The following is a 25,023-nucleotide window of genomic DNA, read 5'->3' as shown; positions in this document are numbered from 1 at the left end:
TAACGACCAGGTGCCGCTGCCTTCCTTTGCCGCCGCTACTTGCTCCAACGGTGTAGCGCATTATCCCTTGATGCAAGCTGGCCTGTTTCAAGCGAAGTGAATTTCATACACAACCGTTTGGCGTAATTTTGTTGACGTCATTTTTCCATCTACCTAAGATCTGCTGGCAATGATGGCAAAATGATATGCACAAGGAAGTTATATGCAGTATCACCACCTCGTGATGAGGTTGTGCTTCGTAGCCCTAACCATGTGCGCGGCTAAAAGCACTTTTGCGGCTACGCCGGGCGAGCAGGACCTGATTCGCGATCGCCAGGACCGTCTGCTGCAGGAGCAGCAGCGCCGCCTCGACGAACTGCGCGACCTGCCAGGCAAGCAAGCATCACCGCCTTCAGCGCCGGCAGCCACTGACAAACGCTGTTTCCCCGTCGATACCATCGAGATCAAGGGTGCCGACAGCCTGTCCCAGGCCGAGCGCGAGCGCCTGGTGCAGCCTTGGCTTGGCCAGTGCATGGGGGTGGCGCAACTCAATGCCTTGCTCAAGGCCATCACCGATCACTATCTGGCCATCGGCCAGGTCACCAGCCGGGCCTACCTTCCCCAGCAGGACCTGACCACTCGGCACCTTGAAGTGCAGGTCGTGGAAGGGCGCCTGGAGGGGCTCAAGAGTGACGATGGAAGCGGCCTTTCCGCACGCGAGTTGGCAATGACTTTCCCCGGCACGGTCGGTAAGCGCCTCAACCTGCGGGACATCGAGCAGATGGTCGATCAGCTCAACCGCCTGCCGTCCAACCAGGCGAAGATGGAGTTGAAGCCAGGCAACACCGTGGGCGGCAGCACCGTCGAGGTGCGCAACACCCCGACCAAGCCTTGGCGGGCCAACCTGTCACGCAACAACGAAGGGCAGCGCGCCACCGGCGAACAGCAATGGGGTTATGGCCTGGAGTGGGACAGCCCGCTGGGTATGGCCGACCAGTTGCTGGTCCGTGGCGGCCATGACGCAGTCAGCGACCATCAGCACACCTCCCACAGCGAGATGCTCAACTACAACCTGCCCTGGGGCTGGTGGAACTTCAACTATGCCTACAGCCAGAGCGCCTACCGCTCACAAGCCATGGCCAACAACTTCGCCTTCAAGCAAACCGGTGATACCCAGAACCATCAGTTTCGCGCAGAGCGGGTGATTTACCGTGACAGCGTTTCGAAGACCGCATTGAATACCGGCCTGACCTACCTGCGCTCGAACAACTACATCGAAGATAGCCGCCTGAAGAACAGCAGCAACCGGCTCAGCGAAGCGCAGTTTGGCATCAACCATGGCCGGCGCATCGGCACTGCGTTCGTCAACCTCGACCTAGGGATGCAGCAAGGCATCGGTGCCTTTGGCGCCCAACCCCGGCAGACAGACGCCCCCGGCGACCCGGACGCGCGCTACCGCAAATACACCCTCACCCTCAGCTACCTGCAGCCGTTTGCGTTGTGGGGCGAACGCCTGAGTTTCAGCAGCCTGTTCACCGGGCAGCGCAGCGAGGACCCGCTGTTCAGCCCGCAGCGCATGAGCCTGGGCGGGCTGTCTTCGGTGCGTGGCTACAAGGATCAGTTCCTGACCGGCGACAGTGGTGGCTACTGGCGCAACGACCTGCGCTGGAGCCGTCCGGTACAACTTGAGTGGTTGCGCCCGCTGCTCGCCGAGTATGGCGCCAGCGTCGGCTACGACCAAGGCGTGATTCGCCACGACCGCTTCAGTGGCGACCAGCACGGCCGCGTCTCCAGCCATTCCCTGGAGCTGTTCGCCCGCGGCCAGCACCTGGCCGCCAGCGTCACCCTTGCCCATTCACTCGAACGCCCGGATGCCATCACCGAGCACGAGTCACCCATCTATTTCCGGCTGGACCTGCTGCTGTAAGCGCCGCCGCTGCTGACCTGAGGTCGTTACATGGACGTTCGCCAATTCGCCTTCATGGTTCGTCTGCCTTCTTCCGCCATGCAAGCACGCGACACCTTCTGTGGCATGCCCAAGCGTGCGCTGGCGTTCCTGCTGGCCAACGTGATGTTCTGGCAGCCGCTGTGGGCCCAGGCCGAAGGTATAGCGGTCAGCGCGCCAGGTACCGGGCTGGCGCAGGCAGGCAATGGCGTGCCGATCGTCAACATTGCCGCGCCCAATGGCAAAGGCCTATCGCATAACCACTTCAAGGAATACAACGTCGGTGCCCAGGGCCTGATCCTCAATAACGCGACGCAGCGCACGCAGAACACCCAGCTGGGCGGCATCATCGTCGGCAACCCGAATTTCTCCGGTCGTGCCGCCGATATCATCCTCAATGAGGTCAACGGCGCCAATCCCAGCCAGTTGCGCGGTTACACCGAAGTGGCGGGCAAAGCCGCCCACGTCATCGTTGCCAACCCCCATGGCATCAGCTGCGATGGCTGCGGCTTCATCAATACCCCAAAAGTGACCCTGAGTACTGGCAAGCCGGTGCTCGAGAACGGTCAACTGAGCCGTTACCAAGTCGATCAGGGGGCTATCGCGATTCAGGGCGCGGGGCTCAACGCGAGCAATGTCGACCAGTTCGAGATCATCACCCGGGCGGCGCAGGTAAATGCACAGATCCAGGCGAAGAAACTGGCTATCGTCGCCGGGCGCAACGATGTCGATGCCCGCACGCTGACGGCCACCGCGCGGGCGGCTGATGGCAGTAAAGTGCCGGAGCTGGCGATCGACTCATCGGCCCTTGGCGGCATGTACGTCGATACCATTCGCCTGGTCGGTACCGAGGCTGGGGTGGGAGTGAAACTGGCCGGCGACATGATTGCCGGGGGCGATATCCAGATCGATGCCAATGGCCAGCTGAACCTCGGCCAGGTGTCCGCCGGCGGCTCGCTGACTGCCAAAGCACAGGGTGTCGATGCCCAGGGGACTGTGTATGCGGGCAAGGACCTGGCCATTAGCGCCCAAGGCGAGTTGCGCAACCAGCGCAACCTGGCAGCGCGTGACAGCGTGCGCCTCGACAGCGCAGGGCGGGTGCTCAACCAGGGCGTCATTGAAGCCGGGGTCAACGCCGACAACAGCCGCAATAGCCAAGGTGATGTGCGCATTAGTGCGCAGTCGCTGGACAACACTGGCCATACCCTGGTCGCCAGCCGGGACGTTGCGGTCACGGCCAGCGAGCTGGCCAACCAGGGGGGCTCCCTGAGCGCCGGGCGCAATGCCCAGCTTGAGGTCACCCGGGTCGACAACCAGAACCACGGGCGTGTGCTTGCTGGCGCCAACCTTGGCGTCAACAGCCAGAGCCTGCTCAACGGGCAGGGCGGGCTGTTGGGCAGCAGCGGTGCATTAAGTGTCAGCAGCACCAGCCTGATCAACCGCAATGGCGAATTGTCGGGCCTGGGGCAAGTCACCCTGCACGTGGCAACGCTGGACAACGTCGCCGGCCTGGTGGCAGCCGGGCAAGCGCTCGACCTGTATGCCGCGGGCCTGCTCGACAACCGCAGCGGTGGCCAGCTCACCAGCAAACAGCGTCTGACGGCCAGCGTCGGCAGCCTTGATCAGCAGGGTGGCGGGCGCCTGGTCAGCGAGGGTGACCTGAGCCTCGACCTGCGTCGCGGACTGTTGGACAACCGCGGTGGTGTGATCAACGCCAGCGGGCAACTGACCCTGAGCAACCTCGATGGCGTCGATAACCGTCAGGGTGAAATCGCCAGCCAGCGCGCCTTCAACGTCAGCGCAAGCAGCCTCGACAACGGTGCTGGCAAACTGTTGAGTGACCAGGGCCTGACCCTGAGCATTGCCCGTACCCTCAGCAACAGCGCGGGGCTGATCGCCGCCAGTGGCTTGTGGCTCGACGCCGCCAGCCTGCTCAACGACCAGCAAGGCATGATCAGCAGTCAGGCAGGCCTGGAGGCCCGTGTCAGTGGCGCCCTGAACAACCACGACGGCAACCTGACCGCGCAGGGCGACATGCAGCTCGCGGTCCGCAGCCTGGACAACAGTGCCGGCCGCCTGCACGGCCAGGCCGGTGTCAGCCTGGACCTCAACCATGGCAGCTGGAACAACCAGGGCGGCCTCGTCACCGCACCGGGCTCGCTGCAACTGCTCAACCTCGCCTCGGTGAACAACCAGGGCGGCGAAATCTCCAGCGTGCGCAGTTTCGAACTGCGTGCCGACCAATTGGACAACCGCGCTGGCAAGCTCAAAAGCGAGGATGACCTGGGCCTTGTAGCCACAGCTGGGCTGGATAACCGTGGCGGTGAGGTGGTGGGCGCAAACCTCGGCCTCGACGTGGGGGCTCTGGATAACAAGGGCGGCCGGATCCAGGCCACCGACCGCTTGCAGCTGAACGCAGTCCGTGTCGATAACCGTGACGGCATCCTGGCCAGCGGCGTAAACGTGGCGCTGACCGCCGGTGAGCTCGATAACCGTTCCGGCAAGTTTACCAGCGGCGGCGACCTGACAGCGGCCTTGGCAGGCGACTTGCTCAACCAGAGTGGCCTGTTCAGCGCCGGTGCCAACCTGCAACTGAGCAGCGCCAACCTGGTCAACCAGCAGGGCGAGTTGGCCGCCGGGGCTACTTTGCAACTGCGTGCCGCGCAACTGGATAACCGCAACGCAGGGCGTGTCCACGGCCAGAATGTGCAAGCCAGCGTCAGCGAGCTGATGCAGGCCGGTGGCGGGCAGCTCTACAGCCAGAACGACCTGGTCCTGGACTTGAATCACGGTCACTTGAACAATCAAGGCGGCCTGCTCAACGCCCCGGGGCAGTTGCTGCTGCGCAACCTGGACAGTGTCGATAACCAGGGCGGCGAGATCTCCAGCCGCCAAACTTTCACCGTGGATGCCAGCAGCCTGGACAACCGGGGCGGCAAATTGCTCAGCGAGCAACTGCTGACCCTGCGTATCGCCAGGGCCATGGACAACGCGGCCGGGCTGGTTTCTGCGGCGCGGCTGGACGCGCAGCTGGGTAGCCTCGGCAACAGCCAAGGCAAGCTGAACATACGCGATGACCTGACACTGGCCGTTGAGAGTACGCTGAGCAACGCCGACGGCGAACTGCAGGCCGCAGAAGGCCTGATTTCCACTGCCACGCTGGACAACCGCAACGGTCGAATCCAGGCAGACCGAAATTTGAAGCTTACCAGCGCAGGAGAGGTGCACAACGAGACAGGTCATCTCAGTGCCGGGGACCAGCTTTTCCTGCGTGGAGCACAACTGGATAACCAGCAGGGTGCGGTGTTCGCAGGCAACCATCTTGGGCTAATGCTCGACGGCACGCTGAGCAACGCCAACGGCACGCTGCGCGGCGAGCGCAGCCTCGACCTGCAAGCCGGGGCATTGAACAACAGTAGCGGCGGCCGGGTCAGCAGTGGCGAACAGCTCGATGCCAGGCTGGGCGCTCTTGACCAGCACGGTGACGGGCAATTGCTCAGTCAGGGCGCACTCACCCTCGACCTGAACCAGGGGCGCCTCGACAACCAGGGTGGGCGGTTGAATGCAACCAGTCGCCTGCTGCTGAACAATGTCGCGTCGGTCGATAACCGCGGTGGCGAAATTTCCAGCAACCTCGGTTTTCTGCTGGCCACCGGTGCACTGGACAACGGCGGTGGCAAGCTGCTCAGCGAGCAGGGGCTGACCTTACGTATCGCCCGTGTGCTGGAAAACACCAAAGGCCTGGTTTCGGCAGCCCAGCTGGATATCCGCGCGGGAGCCTTGGTCAACCAGGCCGGTAGCGTCAGCAGCAGTGGCGCGCTTGCGCTGCAAGCCGAGGGTGGCGTCGACAACCAGGGCGGCCAACTGCTGGCCGGTGAGGCGGTGATCAGCGTCGGTGCGCTGGACAACCGGCAAGGCCTGGTTCAGAGCGACCGTCAGCTGACTCTCGACAGCCTCGCCGCCGTGGACAACCGCCAGGGGGTGCTGTACGCCAGGCAAGCGGCCGAACTCAACGTCGCCAGCCTGGACAACCGCGCAGGCAAACTCAGCAGTGACAGCGGCCTGGCCGCACGCATCAGCGCCCAACTGCTCAACCAGGCCGGCCTGATCGACAGCACGGGCGACCTTAACCTCAATGCGGGTGCTACCGACAACAGCTTGGGTGGCAGCATTCACAGCAGCGGGCAACTGCAGGCCTCGGTCGCCAGCCTGGACCAGCATGACGGTGGCCGGCTCTACGGCCAGGCGGATGTCACCCTCGATTTGAACAATGGCTACTTGAACAACCAGGGTGGGCTGATCAACGCACCAGGCCAATTGCTGCTGAAGCAGCTCGCCGGCGTCAGCAACCAGGGCGGTGAAATTTCCAGTGGCCAGGCTTTCGAACTGGCTGCCATCGAGCTGCTCAACGGCGGCAAGGTCCTCAGCGAGCAAGGCCTGACCCTGCGCATCGCCCAGGCCCTGGACAACACCCTGGGGCAGATCAAGGCCGCCTCGCTGGATGTTCGCGCGGGCAGCCTGGTGAACCGCGAAGGCAGCCTGGAGGCCCGCGAGGGTCTTGAACTGGCCGTGGATAGCCTGCTGAACAACCAGCAAGGGCGCGTTCTGGGTGGCAGCGTTGCGCTGAACAGCGTCGAGCTGAACAACAGCGCCGGCCTAGTCCAGGCCGACACGCGCCTGGACCTGCGCCAGACCGGTGCGGTCAACAATCGCACTGGCCAGTTGCTGGCCGGCGAGGTGCTGAGCCTGGAGGCCGCGAGCCTCGATAACGGTCAGGGGCGTGTTGCCAGCGATGGCACGATGGCGCTGGCCGTTAGCGGTCAGTTGCTGAACCAGGGGGGAGTGCTGGGCGCCGTCGGGGCCCTGCAATTGCGCGCCGACAGCTTGTTCAACAACGCTGCCGGGCGAATCACCGGCAAGCATGACATCGACGTCGAAGCCCGCCAGTTCGATAACCGCAGTGGCAACGTGGTCGCGACCGGGCAATTGCGGGTGCAGAGCCACGCGCTGGACAACCGTCAGGCCGGTCTGCTCAATGCCGGCAACGGCATGACACTCTCGGTCGAGCGGCTCGACAACCGTGCGGGCCAGATCGCCAGTGTTACGGACCTGGACATCAACGGCGAGTCCCTGGACAACAGTGGCGCAGGCCAGGTCGTCGCCAATGGCATTCTGAAACTGACTCTGTCGCGTCTGGACAACCAGGCCAAGGGCATCATCTCCGGCCAACGGGCCGTCACCATCGTTGCCGGGCAGATGGACAACAGCGCCCAAGGCAGCCTGTATGGCAAGACCGGCGTTTCACTGCTGCTGCAGGGTGGTGGTTCGAGTGGGCAACTGAACAACCGCCAGGGCGTGATTCGCAGCGATGCCGACCTGCGCCTCTCCACGGCGCAGGGCATCGGCAACCAGGGGGGCGAGCTGCTTGCCGCCGGTGCCCTGGCGCTTTCCAGTCTCAGCCTCGACAACACTGCTGGGCGCATCGCTGCCAATGGCTCGATAACGTTGGGTACTGGCGCTTTCAACAACCAGACCGGGCGCCTCATCAGCCTCGACCAGCTCGATCTGAAAGCCGGGCAGGTAGAGAACCTGGGCGGCACGATTGCCAGCGTCAAGGCGCTCACGGCCTCATTGCACGGTCTGGACCAACGCAGTGGCGGCGAGCTATACAGCAACAGCGCCCTGACCCTGGACCTGAACCACGGCCTGCTGAACAACAGTGGTGGCCTGATCAACGCGCCGGGGCCATTGGTGCTGCGCAACCTTTCCACAGTCATCAACCGAGGCGGCGAGATCTCCAGTGAGCAGGGTTTCGGCCTGCTGGCCGACAGCCTCGACAACAGTGACGGTGGCCTGCTCAGCGACCAGGGCATCGATCTGGACATCCGTCAGGCGTTGCTCAACGTCGGCGGCCAGATCACCGCCAACGGCCTGACGGCCAAGGCCGCCAGCCTGGACAACAGCAATGGCCTGTTCAGCAGTGGCGCCAACCTCGATCTGGCGATCACTGGCGCCTTGCTCAACGCGGCCGGCGAAGTCTCCGCCGCTGGGGTCAACAAGGTCGCAGCCCAGTCCCTGAGTAATGATCGTGGCCAGGTCATGAGCGATGTTGCCCTTGACCTGCAGGTGGGCGGTGCACTGTCCAACCAGGGCGGTACCTTGGGTGCCGGGCGCGTGCTGCAGGTCACTGCTGGCAGCCTGGACAACAGTGGCAATGGCAGCCTGGTCAGCGACGGCAGCCTGGGGCTGAGCGTCGCAGGCCTGCTGGATAACCAGAACGGTGGCAGCGTGCTCGCCAAGGGCGCCATGGCGCTGCAAGTCGAGCGCCTCGACAACCGTGGCGGCCGGCTCGCCGGGCAGGACGCCCTGACCTTCAGGGGCACGTCGCTGGATAACCGTGGCGGGATCGTGCGCGCCAACCAGGACATGCAGTTGCATCTGGCGCAGCTGGACAACCGCGCAGGCCTGATCAGCGGCGTGCAGGCGCTGGACCTCGATATCGGTGAGCTGCTCAATCAGGGCGGCCTGGTCAGCGCCAGCGGTGGGCTGGGGCTCAAGGCCGATTCAGTCGGCAACGGCAAGGGGCGTATCGCCAGCCAGGGCGATCTGGTGGGGAGCATCGGCCTGCTTGAACAGCAAGGCGGCGAACTGGTGGCCGAGGGCGAGCTGAGCCTGACCGGCGACGAGTTGGACAACAGCGCGGGTGGCCTGGTCGGCAGCCGCAAGGCACTGCGCCTGCAGGTGCAGTCCGTGAACAACCAGGGCGGGGAAATCTCCAGCCAGCAGCAGGTCACGCTTGGCGTCACCCAGCTGGACAACAGCGCGGGCAAGCTGCTGGCGGGCACTTCGCTGGAAATGACCGTGGCTCGGCTGGTCAACCAGGCTCGTGGCCTGGTGTTCGCCCGTGACATCAACCTGGCCGCTGCCCGTCTGGACAACGCCCAGGGTACCCTCGCCGCGCAGCAATCGTTGCAGGTTCGCCTTGCCGCACAAGGCGCAGGAACGCTTGACGGCGGCCTCGATAACCGCCAGGGGCGCCTCGGCAGCGAGGGCACCCTGAGTCTCGACGGGCAGCTGTTGGACAACCGCGCGGGCAGTATCTCCAGCGCGGGCCAGTTGATGCTGAACGGTGCGGCCGGGTTGCTCAACCAGGGCGGCGTGCTGGAGAGCGGTCAGGGGCTCAACCTCAAAAGCGCCAGCCTGGACAACAGCGAGCAAGGCCTGATCAAGGGCCAGGGCAACACCACCGTGGTTACTGGACGCCTGGATAACAACCAGGGCGGCCGGCTTATCAGCAACGCAGACCTGACCCTGAACGCCGACCAGGTCAGCAACGGCGGGCGCATCGCCAGCAACGGCGTGCTCGACGCCAGCGTCACTGGCCTGGTCCAGGACCAGGGCGAGTTGTTCAGCAACCGCCAATTGACCCTGGACCTGAACCAGGGCGCGCTGATCAATGGTGGCCTGATCAATGCCCCGAGCCTGACCCTCAAGAACCTGGCTACGGTGACCAACCAGGGTGGCGAGATCTCCAGCCAGGGCGCGCTCGATCTTGCCGCCCGCAGCTTCGACAACAGTGATGGCAAGCTGGTCAGCAACCAGCATTTGGCCTTGCGCGTCGACCAGGTGCTGGGCAATCGCAACGGTCGTATCAGCGGGGCGCAACTGGCGCTGGACAGCCAGCGCCTGGACAACAGCGACGGCCTGATCAGCACCCATGGTTCGCTGGCGGTCCATGCTGGCGAGTCGTTGCTGAACCGCCGCGGCACCCTGATTGCCGACAATGTGCTCACGCTCGACAGTGACAACCTCGACAATGGCCAAGGCCAGATCGCCGGCAAGGCACTGGTCGAGCTGAAGGCCGGTACCCTCGACAATCAGGGTGGCCAACTGGTCGGCACCGATCGCGTCAGCGTCGCCGCGAGCCGCCTGGACAACCGCAGTGGCTTGATCGGCGCTACCCAGGTGCTGGACCTCGCCGTCGACAGCCTGGACAACCGGGCAGGCGAGCTGACCAGCAACAGCGACCTCACCCTCACCGGGCAGTATCTGGACAACAGTGACGATGGTGTTCTGTTCGCAGGCGGCAAGCTGACGCTGGCGATGCTGCAGGTGCTCAACCGTACCCGTGGCCAACTGCACGGGCAGGCCGTGGACCTGAGCGGTGCCAGCCTGGACAACAGCGGCGGGGCGATCTTCTCGCAGCGGCCACTGGTGCTGAATTTCAGCGGCGAACTGAGCAACCGGCAGGGCACGCTGAGCAGTGAGTCGACGCTGGTGGTCAGCGCGAACAGCCTCGACAACCAGGGCGGCAGCCTAGGCAGTGCCGACGACCTGACTTTGACCGTGGCCGGGGCGCTCGACAACAGCGACGGCGAACTGCTTACCGATGCTCGCCTGCACCTGCGCAGTGCCAGCCTGGTCAACGACCAGGGCAGCATCAGTGCCAAAGGTGCGGTCAGTGTGGGGACCGGTGCGGTGAGCAACCGGGGCGGCAAGCTGAACAGCGCGCAGACCCTCGACCTGAACGCCGGGCAGGTGATCAACGGTGGCAGCATCGGCAGCCTCGGCGCGCTGACCGCCACGGTTACCGGGCTCGATCAGCAGGGTGGCAAACTGTCGGGCAATACCAGTCTCAGTCTCGACCTCCAAGGCGGCAAGCTGGACAACCAGGGTGGCCTGATCAACAGCGTCGGCCCGTTGCGGCTGAGCAACCTGGCCGATGTCAGTAACCGCGCGGGCGAAATCTCCAGCGCCCAGGCCTTCACTCTCACTGCTCGTAGCCTGGACAACGATGGCGGCCGTGTACTCGCCAGCCAGGGCCTGAACCTGGTCATCGCCCAGACCCTGAGCAACCTCAAGGGCCTGGTCGGTGCCGCCAGCCTGGGCGTCAGCGCAGGCGCGGTGGACAACCGTGGGGGCACCCTCAACAGCCGCAGCGACTTGTTGCTGGGCAGCAGTGGCCTGCTCGACAACGGTCAGCAGGGTCTGATCAGCGCGGCAGGCCAGCTGACCCTGAACAGCGACAGGCTGAGCAATCAGGGCGGGGCGCTACTGGCGGGCGAAGGCCTGTCGCTGACGTCGCGCGCGGTGAACAACAGCGCGGCTGGCCTGATCAACGGCCAGACGGGTGTGAGCATCAACGCCGACAGTGTCGACAACAGCGGGGGCGAGATCTCTGCCACACAGGACCTGGCGCTGACCGCCAGTAACCTGATCAACGCCAGCGGCAAACTGATTGGCGCACGGCAGCTGGTGCTTTCCGCCGCCAGCGTCAACAACCAGGGCGGCCTGTTGTCCGGTTGGCAGTGGCTGAGCCTCAAAGGCGGCAGCCTCGACAACCGCAACCTCGGCACACTCTCCAGTCGCCAGGGTGCCCTGGATGTGCAACTCACCGGTGCCCTGCTCAATGGTGGGGACGGTGCCCTGGTAAGCCAGGGGCGCATGGACGTCGATGCGGCTAGCCTCGATAACAGCGGCGGCGTGCTGTCCAGTGGCGCAGCCTTGCAACTGAACACGGCCACCCTGGCCAACCTGGGCGGCAGCATCGATGCCCAGCAGTTGCTGAGTGTCAACGGCAGTGACCTGGACAACCGTGGTGGCCGCATCGCCGGTAATGGCAGCCTGCTGCTCGACTTGCGTGGCAACCTCGACAACAGCGGCGGCACCCTGGTCAGCGCCGAGGCGCTGCAGTTGGTGCAGGCCCGGCAGGTGCTCAACCATGGCGGCAAGATCATCAGCCGCAGCGGGCTGGCGCTCAATGCCGGCAGCTTCGACAACGGCCAGCTGGGTACCTTGGCGGCCAAGGACCAGGTCAAGGTCAATGTCGCTTCGACCCTGCGCAACGACAGCCAGGGGCTGATCTACAGCGAAAACGCCGATGTCGCGTTGCAGTCGGGCGAACTGCTGAACCAGCAAGGCGAAGTACAGGGGCGCAGCAGCGTGCTGCTGGACATCGCCGGCGCGCTGGAGAACCGCGGCGGCAAGCTGCTGGCCCAGGGCGGCAACCTGGTGGTGCAGCGGGCCGGCAGCCTGGGTAACCAGGGTGGCGTCCTGGCCAGCGTCGCTGGGCTGCTGGACGTGAACGTCAGCGGCCTGCTCGACAACCGGCGCGACCTCGCCGGCAACGGCGGTGTGGTGCAGGGCCAGCAACTGCTGCTGGTGGCCGGCAGCGTCGACAACAGTGGCGGCCGAGTTGCCGCCCAGTCGGGCGATGCGCGTATCCGCAGCGCGGGCTTGGTCAATGCTGGCGGCGGTCTGTATGCCAAAGGCCTGGTGCGGGTCGATGGCAGCAGCCTGGACAACAGTGCCGGGCAGTTGGCGGGTAGCCGCGTGGAACTGGCCCTCGGCAACACGCTGGCCAACCGTTCGGGCATTATCGAAAGCGACACGCAATTGCTGGTGTCAGCGGCTGCCGTAGACAACCAGGGTGGCCAGCTGCGCGCCCTGGCCACGGCCGGCAAGAGCGAGTTCCAGATTGGCGGCGGCTTCGACAACCGCAACGGCAGGGTCGAGGTGGCCAACGCCGACCTGACCCTCAACACCAGCGGTCTGAGCAACCTCGATGGCACCGTGCTGCACGGCGGCAGCGGCACTTTCGACATTTCCACGGCCAACATCACCAACAGCGGCGGCACCCTGGTCACCCGTGGCGGGCTGACCCTGACAGCGGCCAGCTGGACCAACAGCAGCGTGATCCAGGCCGGACGCCTGACCGTCAATGTCGGTGAACTGAACCAGGCGGCCGGTGGGCAACTGCTGGCCTCGGAGCGTTTCAGCGGCAGCGGCAACAACTGGAACACGGCAGGGTTGATCGCCAGTGATGGCGGGCTCGACCTCAGCCTTGCCGGTAGCCTGAACGTCAGCGGGCGTATCAGCAGCCTTGGCGCCATGAACGCCGGCCTCGGCCAGCTGACCCTGGGTGGCAGCGGCAGCCTCGCTTCCGGCGCAGACGGCACGCTCAATGTCGGTGGCCTGCTGAGCAATGCCGGACGCCTGACGTCGGCGTCCAGCCTCACGGTCCAGGCGGGTGGCATCGACAACTACGGTTCGCTGGGCAGCGCCCAGGCCCTGACCCTGAGCACCGGCAACCTGTCGAACCAGGGCGGTTTCATCTACAGCGGCACGGACATGGCGCTGTACACCCAAAGCCTGACCAACCGCCAGGGCGATATCTACAGCCTGGGCGCGATCCGGGTAGCTCGGGACGCCCAGGGCAATCGCTCGGCCCTGCTGGAAAACATTTCCGGGACGATGGAAAGCGTTGGCGACTTCACCATCGCGGCCAGCACCGTCAGCAACAAGCGCGTCGACTTCAGCCTCACGCCGACGCTGGAGTCGGGCTACATCGGCGTGCGCTGTCACAGCTGTTCAAGCTACAAAGATGGTAGTACTGCCCTTGCGAGTCGCTCCCATTTGGTCTGGGGCCAGACCTACAGCTATGAGGCTGTAGGCCAGGTCGAGAAGCAGGCCAGCCTAATCTCCGGGCAGAACCTGAACGTAGCAAGCGACGTATTCGCCAACTCCGATTCCACGGTCAGCGCCGTCGGTAACATAAATATCAACACTGGCTCGTTTGCCAATACCGGCACGTCGCTCAACGGCTATTCAGAGCTGAAATACATCGACATCGGCATACCCGGCTCGGGGCTGTGGAAACTCATCGCCCAGTACAACGCTGACAATGACCCTGGCTACACGGGCGGGCTCCGCTTCTGGAACGCGGCAGGTCAGCAAACCATGGCGCCGATTACCAGCGGCAGTCGGCCCATTGGCAAGGGGGACACCATTTCTTGGGTCGATTTCGGCAGCATGAGGCTAGACACCACTTATATGAAAGGGGGTGACAAATACAGGTACGCAGAATTCATTTTCCCCGCCAACTACGGCAGTGGGCAACCCAGCAGCGCTCCGGCGGCCGTTCAGGCTGCGACACCGTTCCTCACACAACGCGTTGAAAATGCGGGTTCCAACTTCCTGCCTTCGGTCGTTCAGGCAGGTGGCGCGCTTGCCATCACCGCGTCCAGCAATATTTCCAACAGCGTCGAGCGGGCCTACAGCCAAGCGACCACTGGGGCTGCAAGGGGGCTGAATACCAGTGCTACGGGCACTGGCTTGGCACCAGTGATTGTGCTGAACCGGCAGTTGCCACCCAACCTCGCCCAGCAGCAGATCAACCCGTTGAGCTTGCCGGGCTTCAGCCTGCCGACCAACCCCAACGGCCTGTTCCGCCTGAGCGACCAGGCGGCGAGCGCGGGCCAGGCCAGCCAGACAGGTAGCGGCGCCGGCAACTGGACCCTGGGCGCTGCCAGCATTGACCTAGCACAACGCGAGCAGGCACTGCCGGGCACGACCGGGCGTACCTTGCAGGTGGGCGAGAATGCCCAGCTCTGGGCCAGCACGCAGCAACTCTCGGTCGCAGCGCGCGAAGCTGGCACGTTGGGCGCCACGGCGAGTGCGGTCGATGTGTCTGCGGTTGGCAGCGTCAACAACGGCACCTGGCAATCGGGCCGCAGCCAGTCCGGTGGAGTCACCCGCAACGATGGCATCGGCAGCCAGGCGCCTTCCGGCGATGCCGCCGGCTCGCTCAGCGCCACCGGCCAGTCTGTCGAGCTTGCCGGTATCGAGGCGAACCGCGACACCCAGATCGTCGTCAGCACCCCAGGGAGCTCGACAGGCCCGGCGAACGTACCGGGACTGGCTTCCGGCAGCCGCGAAACCACAGTAGCCGGGCAGTCCACTGGCCGCAACGACCTGGCGCCGCAAGCACGTGACGGGCTGACCGATGTGGCCGCCGTGCAACCTGCACAGGTGACCACCGTCGCCCCCTTGTCGCCGGCAAGCCAGGCCGTGGTTTCGGCGGCCGATCGCCCCGGCACGCCAAGTGCCGACGGCCGCTCGGCCGTCACCTCGCCAGGCAGCGCGCAACTGACGGACGCGGCCGGGCTGAGCATCGACCGGGTCACAGGCCTACCGGACCGCACCTTCGCGTCTCAGCCGCACAAGTACCTGGTCGAAACCAGCCCGTTGCTCACCGACCTCAAGCAGTTCATGAGCTCCGACTACCTGCTGGCCGGCCTGGGCTACAACCCGGACGAAAGCGCCAAGCGCTTGGGCGACGGCTTCTACGAGCAGCGCCTGCTCCAGCAAGCCGTGGTGGCAGCCACCGGGCAGCGCTTCCTGGCCGGCCAGACCAGCGACGAGCAGATGTTCAAGTACCTGATGGACAACGCCATCGCCAGCAAACAGCAACTGAACCTGGCGGTGGGCGTGGGCCTGACCTCGGAGCAGGTGGCGGCGCTGACGCACGATATCGTCTGGCTGGAAGAGGTCACGGTCAACGGCGAGAAGGTGCTGGTACCCGTGCTGTACATGGCCAATGCCAACAACCGCCTGGCACCCAATGGCGCATTGGTGGCGGGCAATGACGTCAACCTGGTGGCTGGGCAAGATCTGCTCAACGTCGGCACCCTGCGCGCCAGCAGCAACCTCTCGGCCGCAGCTGGCAACGACATCGTCAACAGTGGCCTGATCCAGGCGGGTAACCGGGTCGACCTGCTGGCCGGCAACGACATCATCAACAAGGCCGGTGGCATCATCTCCGGTCGCGACATCAGCATGACCACGCTGATGGGGGATGTGATCAACGAGCGTTCGGTGACCAGCCAGGTCACCGACGCTGCCCGCTTGCAGTTACGTACCGATTACGTCGACAGCGCCGCGCGCATCGAGGCCGCCAACGACTTGAGCATCGGCGTCGGGCGAGATTTCGTCAGCGTTGGCGGAGTACTGCAAAGCGGGCGCGACACCTCAATCAAGGCCGGTCGGGACATTTTGCTGGGTTCCGCCGAGGCCATCGACAGCGCCGCCTATGGGCGCACCACCACCCAGTCGGTGACTCAGAACGGCTCCAGCGTGAGTGCCGGGCGCGATTTCACCGCCGTGGCAGGGCGCGACCTCACCGCGGTGGCCAGCCAGATCGAGGCGCAGCGCGCCATTGAAATCAGCGCCACGGGTGACGTGACCTTGATGTCGGCGGCGGACGAGACCCATTCGGCGTACACCTCGAAGAAGCTCAAGACCCAGGAAGACCATGTCAGCCAGGTGTCCACCGTGCTGACAGCCGGTACCGATGTCTCCATCAGCGCCGGCCAGGACCTGGCCCTGAGTGCCAGCCGCATCAGTGCCGGCGACGAAGCCTATCTGGTGGCAGGCGGTCAACTTGCCTTACTGGCGGCGGAGGATCTGGACTACTCGCTGTACGACAAGAAAAAGAAGGGCAGCTTCGGCAGCAAGTACACCAAACGCGATGAAATCACCCAGGTTACCAACGTCGGCAGCGCGATCAGCACAGGTGGCGACCTGATGTTGGTCAGCGGTGGTGACCAGTTGTACCAGGCGGCCAAGCTCGACAGTGGTGCAGACCTGATCATCGACAGTGGCGGCGCAGTGACCTTCGAAGCGGTCAAGGACCTGCATCAGGAGAGTCACGTCAAGAGCAAGAACAGCCTTGGCTGGAACAGCGCCAAAGGCAGGGGCAACACCGATGAAACATTGCGTCAGAGCCATTTGCTGGCCAGTGGTGAGGTACTGATCAAGGCTGCCGATAGCTTAAGGATCGATATTAGGCAGGTAGATCAGAAGAGCGTCAGAGAGACCATCGATCTGATGGTCCAGCAAGACCCGCAACTGGCCTGGCTGAAAGACGCCGAGGCGCGAGGTGATGTCGACTGGCGGCAAGTGAAGGAAGTGCACGACTCCTTCAAATACAACAGCGCAGGGTTGGGTGTCGCGGCGCAGTTGATCATCGCGATCATCGTCACCTACCTCACGGCGGGTGCCGCCAGTGCAGCCTTGGGGTCCGCAGCAGGTGCGACCGCAGGTTCCGGGACAGCCATGGCGGCCAGTGGCACGGCCACGGCCAGTGCCGTGGCTGGTGGCGCGGCAGCGGGTTCGACCGTAGCGGCAGGATGGGCGAACGTGGCGCTATCCTCGATCGCCGCCAGTGCGGCAAGCGGAGCGACCATAAGCACGATCAACAATCGAGGCAACTTGGGCCTGGTGCTCAAGGATGTGACGTCCTCTGATGCGCTTCGTGGTTATGTGGTTTCGGGAATTACCGCAGGTTTGACCACCGGTGTGTTCGATGACTGGACAGCGACCGAAACGGCAACCTCAACCGCGCTGCCTAATAGTGGCGCCGTATTGCCAGCCGGGGGGCTTTCCACTTGGGACGGCATTGGTCGCTTTGCAGGCAACCAGCTTCTTCAAAACGGTACTTCGACTGTGCTGGATCGTGCTCTCGGTGGTGACAGCGCGTTGAGTGATGCGCTGCGTAGTAGCCTTGCCAGTACATTCGCAGCTGCTGGGTTCAATCTGGTTGGCGATTTGGGTAATCGCTTCGACCTTCAGCAAGGAGGCGCCGCCAAAGTTACACTCCATGCGGTGATGGGCGGGCTGGCAGCGGAGGCGGCTGGAGGCGATTTCAAAACTGGCGCAGTTGCAGCCGGGCCCAATGAGGCGTTAGTAAATACCCTTGCGCAGCATTATGCGGAAATGGAGCCTGAGAAAAAGCAGCAGTTACTGTTAATGAACTCACAGTTATTGGGTGTTTTAGCTGCTGCTGCGGCCAACGGAGACGGCGACAGCTCGCAAATGGGAGCGTGGGTGGCGAGCTACTCGACGCAATATAATTATCTTACACATGAAGAAGTTGAAGATAAGCGCGCGAAAGAAAAAGCCTGCGCGGATGATGGGTGCGTACAAGATGTACGAGAGGAATATGCAGAACTGGATGAAGGTCGCAATAAAAAGTTGGCCGACTTGTGTCGTAATAATCCTGGGAGATGCGAGGATATTTCCGCGAAGCTCAGTGCCGACGAGCCGAAACTCAGAGCGTTAGCTAAAGAAGCAGCTGCTCAAGGTGAATATGGCGCATCCGTTGTCATCGGATATGTGATTAGCAGTAGTAACCAAGACGCGCAGAATATCATCGCAAGTGAATTGAGCGCGCTCGAAGGGGGAGATGGGAGTCGGTTCCTTTCCGTGCTAGGCTCAACGTTGCTGAGTGCGACCATGGGCGGTAGCTCCGTTGGCGCAAAAGGCGGATCGAAGACTCCAAAAGCTGTAGAAGAGATATCAAACCCCCCACAGGCACCGGTCATTCCGGCAGGGTGGGTCAGTCGACCGGGGCGAAATGGCGGTGAAATCTACTTTCCAGCTGGTACTGATCCAGCGAAAGGAGAACACATTAGAGTTATGCCACCCGGTTCATCACCTGTTCCAGGATACGAGAACGGATACTGGCGTTGGCAGAACTCCGGCAAACAACCGATGAATCCAGCAACAGGTAAACCTGGTATAGGGCAGGGGGATACACATGTTCCACTTCCGCCGGATTCTTTACCACCTGTTCGTCGTTGAAAACATGGATTAATTAGGGGGGCACATGTACAAATTGCCAGGTGATTTTGATTTTATGCTGCTTTCCGAGTGTTATTTGGAAATGGTTTGTTATGGTGCGCACCTCACAAGGCTGGATTTTTCACGACCGCAAATTGCTCCTGGTGTCCCTCCATATAAGGTTTCTATTTGTGTTGAGGCAGGCTTAACTTATCAGGTTGGTGATATATCAGGGAGGAGAGACTTTACAGACTCATCTACCAGCGCACCGTTGTTAGATCTTTTGTTGAAAGATGTTGTGCTTGTTGAGGAGGTTGAGGGGTCTTCACTTCAGATTTCATTTGATTCAGGCGACAAAATTGTAATTGAGGCTGATTGCGGTGGCGACTATGAGTCCTATTCGATTTATCTAGACTCTGGTGACGTGATAGTCGTTTAGTCGGTGCAAAAGCGGCAGCCGATACATCTGCTACGGGCAAAACGAATGTTGCTGCAGGGGCAGGTACGTTTCCAGTACAGTGCCCTGGCAAACGGATGAGTACAACGCACGGCATTTACAGCTGCACTCACTGAACACCGGCAGCTTTCGACACATGGCAGGCGCAAAAAAACTGGTTCTGTGGGCAAGTCGCGCACTCTAAGGGAGCGGGTTTGTCCGCGAAGCAGGCGCTGCGGTGGATGGCACCGACTGTGCCGGAGTTCGCGGGTAAGCCACTCCTACTGAAATTGCTGTTGGGCAGAAAATAAATTTGACCCGTTGTGGAAGGCCAAAGTGCGGAGGTGGAGAGGATGACAATTGAACAAAGCGGCGTTGTTGATATGATTTCAATTTCCGCAGATCAAAAGACTGCGCGCCTGATCATTACTGACCACCTAGAATGGTCGACGAAGCAGTCCGACCACCGACTACTACTGCAAAATAAAATTAATGAATATCTGAATTTCATCGAGGAGGGTACTTTGCTGGAGGCGAGACCTGACCTTCAGGGTATGAAACTCGCGATTGAGGTAGTGGGGAAATACATGCCTGACCTAGACGGGGAGAAATTTTTAAATCAAGTAGTTAAAAAGCTCGATGAAGATGGATACAAGTTCACCTTCAGGCTCTTCGAAGGTGGGTAGCTAAGGCGCTACCTGTCCCGATCGCAGTAGTCGTCTGTACCAGCTGCCTTTTTGCGTAACTCGCAATGTCCGCTATGGGTCCAGGCTGGGTGAAAACTCGCGGAATGCGTTGAAGGTCGTGGCTATCTAGGGACGCTTGCAAAACTGGCAGGAAATTGCCTGGATTAGCTCAGTTGGCCTCGCAAGGGTGCATCTGGCCGGTATGAATCCGTCGTGGAGACTTTGGGGCCCCCTAACTGGCGGCTCAGCAGGCCATTTCACGTTTTGAGCGCTTCGAGCAACGCCTTAGAAGTGGACACATTGGATGGCTTCTCCACCCAGCATGTTCTACGGCCCCATGCTTTCCGCTCCATGGGCGCCAAGCAAGCCGCCTATCTCGTGTCAGGATCAGAACCCTTCTTAAACAATTTCCAATACTGGAGGAATGAGCAAGATAAGGAGCGCCCTATCCCGCTGAAAGATCTGCAAGTGGGCGTAGAGGCTGGAAAAGCAGTTTTTTCATCGAAACACATGCTGGCGTCGAAAAGCTTGACCGCGGGAAGGCCAGAGCGCTTATAGAGAAGCTAGGGCGTACTGGCGCGTATACCCATGAGTTGGGGCGCTATTGGGTCTATCGAACGTTGATTCAACAACCTGCAATTCTGCGAGCGCTCGTCACTCGCTACCCCCAGATTCTGGTAGATGAATCGCAGGACCTGGGGTCAATGCATCAGGCAATCCTTGAGCAGCTGATCAATGCGGGCGCCCAGGTTTCATTGATCGGTGACGCTAACCAAGGCATCTTCGCTTTCGCCGGCGCCGATGGCATGTTTCTGAAAACCTACGCCGACCGCCCGGGAGTGCAAGAGTACAAGCTTACCCGCAACTACCGTTCCCTTCCCCCCATCATAGCTATTGCCAACCGGCTTTGCGGCCGCAACGATGAGCCGGACAGGGAAGCTGACCAAGGCGGAGCGTTTTTTATTGGGTACAAAGGCACTCAAATTCCCCATCTCATCACGGCGTTCAACCACGGCCAGCAACGGCTCGCTTTCCGGCTCGTTGAACATTGCCAGTTGCGGCGTATTGGGATCGACCGTCTGCTCGGATTTGCGGTTGAACAACCGATCCCGCAGCAGCTTGATCTGTTCTTACAGGTCGACGATTTGGGTGGCATAGGCTTCGTTGACTTCCTGCTCGCGCAAGCGTGCTTCGTAGGCCTCAAGCAACATCTACTTGAGTAGTACGGGATCGTCTGAAAGGTTGTCGGGCAAGGAAATCATGCCCCGGATTATACCGGGTCAGGCAACGAAACAGGGTGTCAGAACCTGATGTGGACGGTTGCGCCAGAGGTCGAAGCCGTCGAGTAAACAGTTAAGTTCCTGGACGGTCAGGACGATGGCTTCGTCGGTGGGATAAAGGTAAACCTTTTCGACTTTGCTGTCGGGACGCATCATGGCGGACTGGCTCCAGAAAGAAATCGGGAGCGCAGCATCGGGCTTCAGGTAGTCGCTTGGAATGTGGGCTTCATGGAGCGCAGCGGGATGACGGGTTGCATTCAATATGGTCGTAGTAGCGGCGTAGCCCTTGGCGGCAAGGAACCATTTACAGCGTTTACGCGTGCGGCCAGAGGCAAGCCGTACGCCGGCCTGGTTGAGCAGCTCGCCGTCGACGACCAATGCCAGGCCAGCGCGACTAGGGATGGGTAATACGAGTGTCAAAAAGATTTCTCCGTCTTCACCGCGCTGCAGAAAGACATGGAAGCACTTTTTTCTACAGGGCCATGAGGCCACTCACTATGCTTGAGCCAGCCGCAGGAAGCGGCCCCCCATTCGCGACAACGGAGCGTCCATGTCCCTTGCCCTCGTCCACAGCCGCGCCCAGGTTGGCGTGCAGGCACCTGCTGTCAGCGTCGAAACCCACCTGGCCAACGGCCTGCCCCACCTCACCCTGGTCGGCCTGCCCGAAACCACCGTCAAGGAAAGCAAGGACCGGGTGCGTAGCGCCATCGTCAACTCCGGGCTGAACTACCCGCAAAGGCGCATCACCCAAAACCTGGCACCGGCAGACCTGCCCAAGGACGGCGGGCGCTACGACCTGGCCATCGCCCTGGGCATCCTTGCCGCTGACGGCCAGGTGCCGGTGGCCACATTGACCGACATCGAATGCCTGGGCGAGCTGGCGCTTTCGGGCAAGCTGCGACCGGTGCAGGGCGTGCTGCCTGCTGCACTGGCGGCGCGGGAGGCTGGCCGGGCACTGGTGGTGCCGCGGGAAAACGCCGAAGAGGCGAGCCTGGCGGGTGGGCTGGTGGTGTACGCCGTGGGGCACCTGCTGGAACTGGTCGCGCACCTCAACGGCCAGGTGCCGCTGCCCCCCTTTGCCGCCAACGGTCTGTTGCTGCACAGCCGCCCTTACCCCGACCTCAGCGAGGTGCAGGGCCAGGTGGCCGCCAAGCGTGCCTTGCTGCTGGCGGCTTCAGGTGCGCATAACCTGCTGTTCACGGGGCCGCCCGGCACGGGCAAGACACTACTGGCCAGCCGCCTGCCCGGCCTGCTGCCGCCGCTGGATGAGCATGAAGCGCTGGAAGTGGCAGCCATCCAGTCGGTAAGCGGGCACAAACCGCTTGATAGCTGGCCGCAACGGCCGTTTCGCCATCCGCACCACTCAGCGTCCGGGCCCGCGCTGGTAGGCGGAAGCAGCCGGCCACAACCCGGTGAAATCACCCTGGCGCACCATGGGGTACTGTTTCTGGATGAGCTTCCGGAGTTCGAGCGCCGTGTACTTGAGGTGCTTCGCGAGCCGCTGGAGTCTGGCGAGATCGTGATTGCCCGGGCACGGGACAAAGTACGCTTTCCGGCGCGCTTCCAATTGGTGGCGGCCATGAACCCCTGCCCTTGCGGTTACCTGGGCGACCCCACGGGCCGCTGCCGCTGCAGCACCGAACAGATCCAGCGCTACCGCAACAAGCTTTCCGGCCCGCTACTGGACCGCATCGACCTGCACCTGACCGTGGCGCGCGAAACCACCACGCTCAACAATCAACCTTGCGGCGAGACAAGTGCCGATGTGGCGGCCCGGGTGGCCGAGGCGCGCGAGGTGCAGCACCGGCGGCAAGGCTGTGCCAATGCGTTTCTGGACCTCGAGGGGCTGCGCCGGCACTGTGAATTGTGCGCTGCCGACCAGGCCTGGCTGGAGAGTGCCTGCGAGCGCCTGACGCTTTCCCTGCGCGCCGCACACAGGCTGTTGAAGGTAGCGCGCACGCTGGCCGACCTGGAGGGGGCCAGCACGATTGCCAGGGCGCATCTGGCCGAAGCCCTGCAGTACCGGCCCGGTAGTCATTAGCCCTGCGGCCTGCCCCTCATATGCGCACTCAATGCTGCCCATAGCAGCAATATATTTTGCGCGCCAACTAATTGCGCGCAACATTGGTTCCAGACAGCAAGCAATCGTCGCCACCCCTTACTGAATCTGGAGAACGACCATGATCCTTCGCACCGTTTTCGCACTCACCCTCGCTACCCTTGCACTGGGCACCAGCGCCGGCGCCTTTGCCCAGCCCACCGAAGCGACGCCCTACCACTACGGCATGAACCTGGACATCGCCGAAGTGATCAGCCTCGCCCCCTCGGCCAAAATCCAAGGCCAGGCAAGCACCGCGACCATGACCTACCGGGACAGCACTGGCCAGGTCCGGAGCATTCGCTACTACCAACCAGACAACGCTCAAGGCAACCAGAACTAAATGCCCATGCGAGTTCGCAGAAGGCCGTGCAAACGGCCTTTTTAATTTGCAGGATACTGGCACTTTCGAGGCATCTGCTCGCGACACCAGTAGTAACAAGGCATCACCTAAAATCTGTAATACTTAGAAACATTTGAAAACAAAATGTAGTTGTACGACATCCTATCTATTGTGTTCGACTGCGCTCGTTTAACAAGAACAATAATCGGAGACATCCCCATGTCGAGCATTCATTCGGCCGAGGGCAGTGCTGCCACACCCTCTCAAGGCCGTGTAACACGGCTGATCAAACTGCTGGGCCCAGGTATCATCGCGGTGCTGTCCTGGCTTGGCGCAGGTGATCTGATAACCTCATCCGTGGCCGGCGCCAACTACGGTTACGCCATGATGTGGGTACTGGCCGTTTCGCTGCTGCTCAGATACCTGATCGTCAACATCATCGCCCGCTTCCAGCTGTGCAATAACCAAGGCATGACCATCCTTCAGGGGTATGCGCAACTGCACCCCGTATTTGCCTGGTTCATGCTGGCCTATGCACTGCTGATGGGCCACCTGATGAACGCCTACATGATCAAGGGCGCCGGCGAAGCCTTGGCGATGCTGTTGCGCATCGACTATCCGCTGCTGTGCTCGATGGCTGTGGTGCTGGCTGTGTGGATGCTGGTCGGGCGCAACATCTACGCAATGATCGAAGGCGTGATGAAGGTCCTGCTCGCCGTGATGACGCTGGCGTTTCTGGCACTGGCCGTGATGTCTGGCCCGGATATGGCCGGTATCGTCAAAGGTACGATCGGCTTCAGCATCCCGGCTGACGAAGGCGTGCACGGGGCGCTGCTGGTGGCGGTCTCGGTGATCGGCGCGGTGGCAGGCTCGGTGGCCAACTTCGTGCACCCGTACGTGATGCGCCAGAAGGGCTGGGTAGGCCCGCAACACAAACGCATCCAGCGCAACGACCTGCTGTTCGCGGTGTTCGTCGGTATCGTCATCAACCTGGCCATCTGGATCGTCGGCGCGGAAATCCTGCGGCCAAACGGCATCGAAGTGAAAACCCTCGGCGACCTTGGCAAGGCGCTGGAAATCTTCTTCGGCCCGATCGGCTGGTACATCTTCTTCATCGGCGTGTTCGCTACGCTGTTTGCCAGCATCTCCGGCAAGACCACGGCCTTCCCGATGCTGATTACCGATGCCTTCCAGCATGTACAGCCGCAGCGGCGCGAGCGTTACGGCAAAGAGTTCCACAAAGACCCGATGCACAAGTGGTTCATGCTGTTCATTCTGGTCACGCCGCTGATCTGGTCGATCCCGGGCATGCCCGACTTCGTGACCCTGACCATTGGCGTCAGTGCGTTGAACATCATCGGCTTGCCCGTCATTTCGCTGGGCCTGCTGATCATGTCCAACCAAAAGTCGCTGCTCAGCAAGGAATACCGCAACAACCTGTTCGAAAACATCGCGCTGGCATTCGCGACCGGGCTGGCGTTGTGGGTGGCCTTCCAGTTGGGTGTGGATCTGCTCGGCCTGGGCTGAGCCCCTTGCACCATCGCTGGCGGGCCGGCGATGGTGCACTGAAGGTTAACGCTGCCTGTTCTTGGCGATCTCGATATCGTTCATCAGCGCTTTGGCCATCAGGCTGTCGGACTGGACGGTGAAGAATGGAGTAGCGACGGGTTTACGGCTAGGTGGATCCGGTACGATCTTCTTCATGGCTTGTAACCTTTGTTCGGCTTAAGGAAACAGCCACCTGAATCTTTCTCACAGATTAAGGGTGGCAGCCATACGTGGGGTGAGAAAACCGAGGAGAAATTGGCAAAGACTCGGCCAGGCGAAAGCCCGCCCACGTACGGCCGCCATAACG

Annotated in this window: 9 protein-coding genes and 2 pseudogenes; 8 read left to right on the top strand and 3 right to left on the bottom strand. The window is 62.1% G+C overall.

Annotated elements, in window-relative coordinates:
* The first annotated feature begins 250 nt into the window (after positions 1-250).
* The 5 genes and pseudogenes from ACMGF5_RS09960 to ACMGF5_RS09940 all read left to right on the top strand — a co-directional run.
* On the top strand, positions 251-1,906 hold the full coding sequence (locus ACMGF5_RS09960; RefSeq protein ID WP_281069925.1) for a ShlB/FhaC/HecB family hemolysin secretion/activation protein: 1,656 nt from the start codon (positions 251-253) through the stop codon (positions 1,904-1,906).
* A gap of 30 nt (positions 1,907-1,936) precedes the next feature.
* A complete protein-coding gene (locus ACMGF5_RS09955) occupies positions 1,937-18,346 on the top strand; it encodes a filamentous hemagglutinin N-terminal domain-containing protein (protein ID WP_414157758.1) in 16,410 nt (5,469 codons plus the stop codon).
* A gap of 25 nt (positions 18,347-18,371) precedes the next feature.
* On the top strand, positions 18,372-18,764 hold the full coding sequence (locus ACMGF5_RS09950; protein WP_204919338.1) for a hypothetical protein: 393 nt from the start codon (positions 18,372-18,374) through the stop codon (positions 18,762-18,764).
* Between the two features lie 350 nt (positions 18,765-19,114).
* A complete protein-coding gene (locus tag ACMGF5_RS09945) occupies positions 19,115-19,447 on the top strand; it encodes a DUF6572 domain-containing protein (protein ID WP_204919336.1) in 333 nt (110 codons plus the stop codon).
* Between the two features lie 593 nt (positions 19,448-20,040).
* Positions 20,041-20,202 (top strand): annotated as a pseudogene (locus tag ACMGF5_RS09940) (hypothetical protein); the annotation flags it as partial.
* A 234-nt stretch (positions 20,203-20,436) separates the two neighbouring features.
* Here the strand turns inward: ACMGF5_RS09940 and ACMGF5_RS09935 are convergent.
* Positions 20,437-20,658 (bottom strand): annotated as a pseudogene (locus tag ACMGF5_RS09935) (IS66 family transposase); the annotation flags it as partial.
* 69 nt (positions 20,659-20,727) lie between these two features.
* Positions 20,728-21,147: a hypothetical protein gene (locus tag ACMGF5_RS09930; RefSeq protein WP_204920662.1), complete on the bottom strand. Its 420-nt coding sequence runs from the start codon at positions 21,145-21,147 to the stop codon at positions 20,728-20,730.
* A gap of 130 nt (positions 21,148-21,277) precedes the next feature.
* Here ACMGF5_RS09930 and ACMGF5_RS09925 point away from each other — a divergent pair, with 130 nt between their 5' ends.
* The 3 genes from ACMGF5_RS09925 to ACMGF5_RS09915 all read left to right on the top strand — a co-directional run bounded on the left by ACMGF5_RS09925 (position 21,278) and on the right by ACMGF5_RS09915 (position 24,695).
* The gene (locus tag ACMGF5_RS09925; RefSeq protein WP_012312183.1) at positions 21,278-22,768 is read left to right on the top strand and encodes a YifB family Mg chelatase-like AAA ATPase; all 1,491 of its coding nucleotides are present in this window, start codon (positions 21,278-21,280) and stop codon (positions 22,766-22,768) included.
* A gap of 139 nt (positions 22,769-22,907) precedes the next feature.
* Positions 22,908-23,168: a DUF2790 domain-containing protein gene (locus tag ACMGF5_RS09920; protein ID WP_414157757.1), complete on the top strand. Its 261-nt coding sequence runs from the start codon at positions 22,908-22,910 to the stop codon at positions 23,166-23,168.
* A gap of 219 nt (positions 23,169-23,387) precedes the next feature.
* The gene (locus tag ACMGF5_RS09915) at positions 23,388-24,695 is read left to right on the top strand and encodes an Nramp family divalent metal transporter (protein WP_204919330.1); all 1,308 of its coding nucleotides are present in this window, start codon (positions 23,388-23,390) and stop codon (positions 24,693-24,695) included.
* Between the two features lie 45 nt (positions 24,696-24,740).
* On the opposite strand, the gene ACMGF5_RS09910 is transcribed toward ACMGF5_RS09915, so the two are convergent.
* A complete protein-coding gene (locus ACMGF5_RS09910) occupies positions 24,741-24,872 on the bottom strand; it encodes a hypothetical protein (RefSeq protein WP_256658419.1) in 132 nt (43 codons plus the stop codon).
* Between the last annotated feature and the right edge of the window lie 151 nt (positions 24,873-25,023).

Origin of the sequence: Pseudomonas sp. BNK-15 (assembly GCF_047456105.1) — a bacterium.
Classification (GTDB): domain Bacteria; phylum Pseudomonadota; class Gammaproteobacteria; order Pseudomonadales; family Pseudomonadaceae; genus Aquipseudomonas; species Aquipseudomonas putida_E.
The sequence above is the reverse complement of the archived record's forward strand: the minus strand, read 5'-3'. Positions and strand labels throughout refer to the sequence as shown.